The sequence below is a fragment of the Streptomyces sp. genome, from assembly GCF_035563135.1.
Lineage (GTDB): Bacteria > Actinomycetota > Actinomycetes > Streptomycetales > Streptomycetaceae > Streptomyces.
This window is the reverse complement of record NZ_DATMVN010000705.1, coordinates 1-5,737: the sequence shown is the minus strand read 5'-3', so window position 1 is coordinate 5,737 and position 5,737 is coordinate 1. Positions and strand designations below refer to the sequence as shown.

Annotated in this window: 7 protein-coding genes; 2 read left to right on the top strand and 5 right to left on the bottom strand. The window is 72.9% G+C overall.

Annotation, left to right across the window (positions count from 1 at the left end):
- Positions 1 to 31 precede the first annotated feature (31 nt).
- On the bottom strand, positions 32 to 1,171 hold the full coding sequence (locus VN520_RS31330) for an ROK family transcriptional regulator (RefSeq protein ID WP_325750313.1): 1,140 nt from the start codon (positions 1,169 to 1,171) through the stop codon (positions 32 to 34).
- Between the two features lie 56 nt (positions 1,172 to 1,227).
- On the opposite strand from VN520_RS31330, the gene VN520_RS31325 reads away from it, so the two are divergent.
- Together VN520_RS31325 and VN520_RS31320 are read left to right on the top strand one after the other, a co-directional pair.
- Positions 1,228 to 2,334, top strand: a complete 1,107-nt coding sequence (locus VN520_RS31325) for a Gfo/Idh/MocA family oxidoreductase (RefSeq protein ID WP_325750312.1) — start codon at positions 1,228 to 1,230, stop codon at positions 2,332 to 2,334.
- Positions 2,331 to 2,810 carry a heme-degrading domain-containing protein gene (locus VN520_RS31320; protein ID WP_325750311.1) on the top strand — a complete coding sequence of 160 codons (480 nt, stop codon included), beginning with the start codon at positions 2,331 to 2,333 and terminating at the stop codon, positions 2,808 to 2,810. Before VN520_RS31325 ends, VN520_RS31320 begins: the two co-directional genes overlap by 4 nt.
- A gap of 97 nt (positions 2,811 to 2,907) precedes the next feature.
- Here the strand turns inward: VN520_RS31320 and VN520_RS31315 are convergent, their stop codons facing one another.
- The 4 genes from VN520_RS31315 to VN520_RS31300 all read right to left on the bottom strand — a co-directional run bounded on the left by VN520_RS31315 (position 2,908) and on the right by VN520_RS31300 (position 5,687).
- Positions 2,908 to 3,768, bottom strand: a complete 861-nt coding sequence (locus VN520_RS31315; protein WP_325750310.1) for a fumarylacetoacetate hydrolase family protein — start codon at positions 3,766 to 3,768, stop codon at positions 2,908 to 2,910.
- Between the two features lie 125 nt (positions 3,769 to 3,893).
- Positions 3,894 to 4,664: a YidC/Oxa1 family membrane protein insertase gene (locus VN520_RS31310; RefSeq protein ID WP_325750309.1), complete on the bottom strand. Its 771-nt coding sequence runs from the start codon at positions 4,662 to 4,664 to the stop codon at positions 3,894 to 3,896.
- Positions 4,665 to 4,776: 112 nt separating this feature from the next.
- Positions 4,777 to 5,109, bottom strand: a complete 333-nt coding sequence (locus tag VN520_RS31305; protein ID WP_325750308.1) for a DUF6412 domain-containing protein — start codon at positions 5,107 to 5,109, stop codon at positions 4,777 to 4,779.
- Between the two features lie 44 nt (positions 5,110 to 5,153).
- On the bottom strand, positions 5,154 to 5,687 hold the full coding sequence (locus tag VN520_RS31300; RefSeq protein ID WP_414720006.1) for a winged helix-turn-helix transcriptional regulator: 534 nt from the start codon (positions 5,685 to 5,687) through the stop codon (positions 5,154 to 5,156).
- Positions 5,688 to 5,737 lie beyond the last annotated feature (50 nt).

Below are 5,737 nucleotides of genomic sequence, written 5' to 3'. Positions count from 1 at the left end.
GGCCCGCCGCTGCCAGCCCCGTCCGCCGCTGTCAGCCCCGTCCGCTGCCGTCCTCGCCCGCCCGGCCGAAGAGCGGGGCGAGGACCAGCTGGGCCGCCCCCTCCGCGACGGGGCGGTCGCCACCGCCGGCGACGGTGACGGGTACGGCGTCGGGGACGCCCTCCCGCCGGGCCCGCTCCTCGATGACGGCGCGGACCCCCGTCACGTAGGCGTCCTCGTGGGCGGCGACCGTACGGCCCCCGAGGACGACCCGGTCGATGTCGAGCAGCCCGACGAGGTTGGCGGCGCCCGCGCCGAGGATCCTGGCCGCCTCGGCGACGTCACCGCGGGCGGCGGCGGCGAGGCAGAGCGCCTCGATGCAGCCCCGTCCGCCGCAGTCGCAGAGGGGCCCGTCCAGCTGGACGGTCTGGTGGCCGAATTCTCCGGCGCCGGTGCGGGCCCCCCGGTGCAGGGCCCCTCCGAGGACGAGCCCGGCGCCCAGACCGGTGCCCAGGTGGAGATAGGCGAAGTCGGCTTCGGCGCGTTCGCGCAGGGCGAGGCCGAGGGCGGCGGCGTTGGTGTCCTTGTCGACGACGACGGGCAGCCCCGTCTCCCGGGCGAGGGCGTCACGCAGCGGGTAGCCGTCCCACCGGGGGAAGCCGGTGACCCGGTGCAGCACCCCGCTGCGGTGGTCCAGCGGGCCCGGCAGCGCCGCGCCCACGCCGAAGACCTGCCGGGCTGCGGCCCGGGGGGCCTCGGGCCCCTCCCCCCGTACCGTCCGCACCGCGTGGGCGGCCGCGGCGAGGACCTCGGCGGCCGGCGCTCCGAGGTCGAGCGGGAAGGTGCGGGTCGCGACCGTGGTGCCGGCGAGGTCGGCCAGGACCGCGGTGAGCTCGTCGCGGTCCAGGTGGAGCCCTACGGCGTAACCGGCGTCCGGGACCAGCCGCAGGACGGTGCGGGGCTTGCCGCCCGTGGAGGCGAGCCGGCCGGCTTCGGCGGCGAGACCCTCCGCGCGGAGCCTGGCGGTGATCTTGCTGACGGCCTGCGGGGTGAGCCCGGTGCGCTCGGCGAGCTCCAGCCGGCTGATGCCCTGCTCACCGGCCACGCGCAGCAGGTCGAGGACGAGCGACGCGTTGTGGTGGCGCAGAGCCGGCAGATTCGCCCCGCCGCTCCTGCTGTTGCTCCTGTTCACCGCACCATTGTCCCCATCGCTTGCACTTTGGCAACAGCGTTGCTTAAGTGGATCGCATGACTGTCAACGCTCCTCTTCGCGTCGGGCTCGTCGGCTACGGCCTGGCGGGTTCCGTCTTCCACGCCCCGCTGATCTCCGCGACCGAGGGCCTCGTCCTCGACACCGTCGTCACGTCGAACGAGGAGCGGCAGGCGCAGGCCCGGGCCGAGTACCCCGGCGTGCGCCTGGCGGCGTCGTCCGACGAGCTGTGGCCGCGTACGGACGAGCTGGACCTGATCGTGATCGCCTCGCCGAACAGGACCCATGTCCCGCTCGCGAGGGCCGCACTGGAGGCGGGGCTTCCGGTGGTCGTGGACAAGCCGCTCGCCGGCACCGCCGCCGAGGCCCGTGAGCTGGCGGCGCTGGCCGCGGAGCGGGGGCTGCTGCTCTCGGTCTTCCAGAACCGCCGCTGGGACAACGACTTCCTCACACTGGCCGGTCTGATCGAGGACGGCGAGCTCGGTGAGGTGCAGCGCTTCGAGTCCCGTTTCGAGCGGTGGCGTCCGCAGCTGAAGGGCGGCTGGCGCGAGTCGGGCGACCCGGAGGAGATCGGCGGCCTGCTGTACGACCTGGGCAGCCATGTCGTCGACCAGGCGCTCACCCTGTTCGGACCCGCGGTGCAGGTGTACGCGGAGTCCGACGTGCGCCGTCCCGGTGCGGCGGCCGACGACGACACCTTCCTCGCGATCACGCACGCCGGCGGGGTGCGTTCGCATCTGTACGTGAGCGCCACCACGGCGCAGCTCGGCCCCCGCTTCCGGGTGCTCGGCTCGAAGGCCGGTTATGTGAAGTACGGCCTGGACCCGCAGGAGACCGCGCTGCGTGAGGGCGCGCGCCCGGTGCCGGGCACGCCGTGGGGCGAGGAGCCGCAGGAGCTGTGGGGCCGGATCGGTTCCGGGGAGTCCCCGCTGACCGGCGGCGGCGACCCGGTCCGCACCCTGCCCGGCGACTATCCCGCGTACTACGCCGCCGTGACCTCCGCCCTGCGCGGCACGGGCGGGAACCCGGTGACGGCGCTCCAGGCCGCCGCCGCGCTGGACGTCCTGGAAGCGGCGCGCCGCTCGGCCCGCGAGGGCGTGTCCGTGACCCTTCTCCCCCACCACGACGAGGAGCAGCACGCATGAGCACCGACGCTCCGACCATCTCCGAGCTGATCGCGCAGGAGCGGCGCCTGACGCTGCCGCGTTTCGGCTACGACGACGCGTACGCCCTGGGCGGCCTGCTGGTCGCCCTGGCCCGTGAGCGGCACGCCCCGGTCGCGATCGACATCCGGCGGGGCGCCCAGCAGCTCTTCCACGCCGCGCTGCCGGGTTCGAGCGCGGACAACGACGCCTGGATCGACCGTAAGCGGCGGGTGGTGGAGCGGTACGGGGAGAGCTCCTACCTGGTCGGTACGCGGTTCCGGGCGAAGGGCACCACGTTCGAGGAGTCCTCGCGGCTGGACCTGGACACGTATGCCGCTCACGGCGGCTCGTTCCCCCTCGCGGTGGAGGGTGCGGGGGTGATCGGCTCGGTCACGGTGTCGGGTCTGCCGCAGGCCGAGGACCACGCGCTGGTGGTGGAGGCCCTGGAGCAGTTCATGATGCGCACCCGGACCTGAGACCTGAACACGCGGCGCGGCGCGGCCGCCGGGAGGTCCCGGCGGCCGCGCCCGGGTGTGCCTGGGTACGTCCGGGGCGCCTGGGAAGCGCCTCGTCCTACGCGTCCTTGAGCTGCTGGCGCTGCCGCCCCAGCCCCTCCACCTCCAGCTCCACCACGTCACCGGCCCGGAGGTACGGCTTCGGCTCGGGGCGGCCCATGGCCACACCCGCCGGGGTGCCGGTGTTGATGACGTCGCCGGGGTAGAGCGTCATGAAATGGCTCAGATAGCGCACGACCTCGCCGACCGGGAAGATCTGCTGGGCCGTCGTGCCGTCCTGCTTCAGCTCCCCGTTGACCCACAGCTTCAGCGGCAGCGCCTGCGGGTCGGGCACCTCGTCCGCGGTGACGAGCCAGGGGCCCAGCGGGTTGAAGGTCTCGCAGTTCTTGCCCTTGTCCCAGGTGCCGCCGCGCTCGATCTGGAATTCCCGCTCGGAGACGTCGTGCGAGGTCGCGTATCCGGCGACGTGTCCGAGCGCCTCCTCGGCGGAGTCCAGATAGCGGGCGGTGCGGCCGATCACGACGGCGAGTTCGACCTCCCAGTCGGTCTTCCGGCTGCCGCGCGGCACCAGGACGGTGTCCTCGGGGCCGACGACGGTGTCGGGGGCCTTGAAGAACAGGATCGGCTCGTCCGGGATCGCCGCTCCGGTCTCGGCGGCGTGGTCGTGGTAGTTCAGCCCGATGCACACGATCTTGCCGATCCGGCCCAGGGGCGGCCCGATCCGCAGGCCGTCCGCCGCGAGCGGGGGCAGGACGTCGGGCGTCTGGGCCGCTTCCCGCAACCGGTCCAGCGCCGAGGCGTCGGCGAGGAGCTCGCCGTCGATGTCGGTGACGAGGCCCGAGAGGTCCCGCAAGGTCCCGTTACGGTCAAGCAGTGCGGGGCGTTCCGAGCCCGCCGTACCCACTCGAAGAAGCTTCAACGGTCCATCTCCCCTTGGTCGAGGTCCAGCCCGTCGATGGGTTGCGGCCAGCGAAAGGCTTGGCCGATCCTCCAAGACATCCGATCACTCCGCAAGACCCTGTTCACGCACTGGACCCCGGACACTCAGACGGCCGGTGCGACGGCGGCCTCGGCCGCCGGGGTCTCCCGGTAGAGGTACGCCCGCTCGATCGCGGTCCAGGTGGTGCTCGTGACGATGTACAGAGCCGCGGCGAGGGGCACGAAGGCCACGGAGAAGAGGGTCAGGAAGGACATCAGCGGCATGACCTTCGTCATCGCGCCCATGCCCGGGACGGGCTGCCCGTCCGGCCCGGTGGCCGGGGTCATCGGGTTCGCCGCCATCTGCCGCTTGGTGCGGCCGTAGTTGAAGGTGGCGACGGCGGCGACGAGCGCGAAGAGCGCGAGGTAGACCAGCCCCTGCTCGCCGAAGGGGCCGCCGTCGGCGAGCGCGTCGTGCCAGCGCTCGCCGAGCGGGGCGCCGAAGAGCTCGTGGCCGAGCAGCGCGTTGGGTTCACCGCCGATGCTCCGGCTGGAGAAGAGGTGGTAGAGCAGGAAGAAGGCCGGCATCTGGAGCAGGCTCGGCAGGCAGCCGGAGAAGGGCGAGACCTTCTCCTTCGCGTGGAGCTCCATGAGCGCCTTCTGCATCCGGTCGGGGTTCTTGGCGTGCTTCTTGCGCAGCTCCGCGATCTGCGGCTGGAGCTTGGTGCGGGCCTTCTGCCCGCGCGCCGCCGCCCGCGAGAGGGGGTGGACGGCGAGCCGTACGAGCGCGGTGAACAGGACGATCGCGGCGGCGGTGGAAGCGTGCTGGAAGAGGGGCTGGAGCAGATCGGCGAATGCGCCGACCAGGCTCGCGAAGGCGGACATGAAAGCGGACATGGGTGAGCCCTCCGGAGGGTCTCGTCGTGCCGGGGAGTAAGGCCGGTCGGCCTGAGGAATCGGCAGGACGATCCGCGCGGGAGGTCGTGGAGGGTGCCCCCTCCACGTGCCTCTACGCGGCCGTCAGGAGGGCGGTACCGGGAGCCCGGGGCCTGGTGCGTCCCCGGGCGTCGGGGTCGCGTTGCGGGAGGAACGCGGTGCGCTTCTCACGGTCGCGGATGGCGGTGCGCACTCTCGTACGGGGTACGGGGGCCGCACAGCGGGCGCTGATGACGGAGCAGACGAGGAGCGCCGAGCCGGCGGCCGCGGTGGCGGCGAGCGCGACGGCGGCGGAGAGGCTGCCGCCTTCGGCGAGGAGGACCTCGGTGAGGAACAGGACGAGAAAGGCGGCGGGCCGCAGGAGGCGGGCGACCGCACGGCGTACGCGGTTGACGGCGTCGTTCACCGGCCCTCCCCCTTCACTTCGTGTCCGTCGGTGTCCTCCAGCCGTTATACACGATCGGTCTCCAGCGGCTGAAGGAGCCGCCGGGGGGCGAGCAGCGCACGGCTGACGGGGTCGCCGGGATCGGGGTCGAGCCCGGTGCCGGGCCGCATCTCCACGTCCTCGGGCGGTACGCCGACGTCACCGCAGGCCGGGCACTGCCCGAGAGCCCCGAGTTCGGTGCCGCACGCGGCGTGGGCGAAGTGGCGCGTCGGGACCGTGCCCGGGATGTGCTCGTGACCCCAGAGGCCGAGGGTGCGCAGGGTGGGCCAGAGCGCCTTGCCGCTGCCGGTGAGGACGTATTCGTCGCGCGGGGGCGACTCCTGGTAGCGCCGTCGGGCCAGGACACCGGCCTCGGTGAGCGCCTGGAGGCGGGAGGCCAGGACGGCGCGCGGGATGCCGAGGTGGACGAGGAAGTCGTTGTAACGGCGCACGCCGTAGAAGGCGTCGCGCACGACGAGCAGGGTCCAGCGCTCGCCGACCACTTCGAGTGCGCGGGCGATCGAGCACTGCTGAGCCGTGTAGTCCTTGCCGAGAGCCATGGACATCATTTTACCCACTTGATGGTTCATTGAATGAACTTACTCGCGCC

Coding starts and splice junctions, on each gene's coding strand:
- VN520_RS31320 (WP_325750311.1), top strand. CDS start 2,331: ATGAGCACCGACGCTCCGACCATCTCCGAGCTGATCGCGCAGGAGCGG.
- VN520_RS31325 (WP_325750312.1), top strand. CDS start 1,228: ATGACTGTCAACGCTCCTCTTCGCGTCGGGCTCGTCGGCTACGGCCTG.
- VN520_RS31310 (WP_325750309.1), bottom strand. CDS start 4,664: ATGTCCGCTTTCATGTCCGCCTTCGCGAGCCTGGTCGGCGCATTCGCC.
- VN520_RS31300 (WP_414720006.1), bottom strand. CDS start 5,687: ATGGCTCTCGGCAAGGACTACACGGCTCAGCAGTGCTCGATCGCCCGC.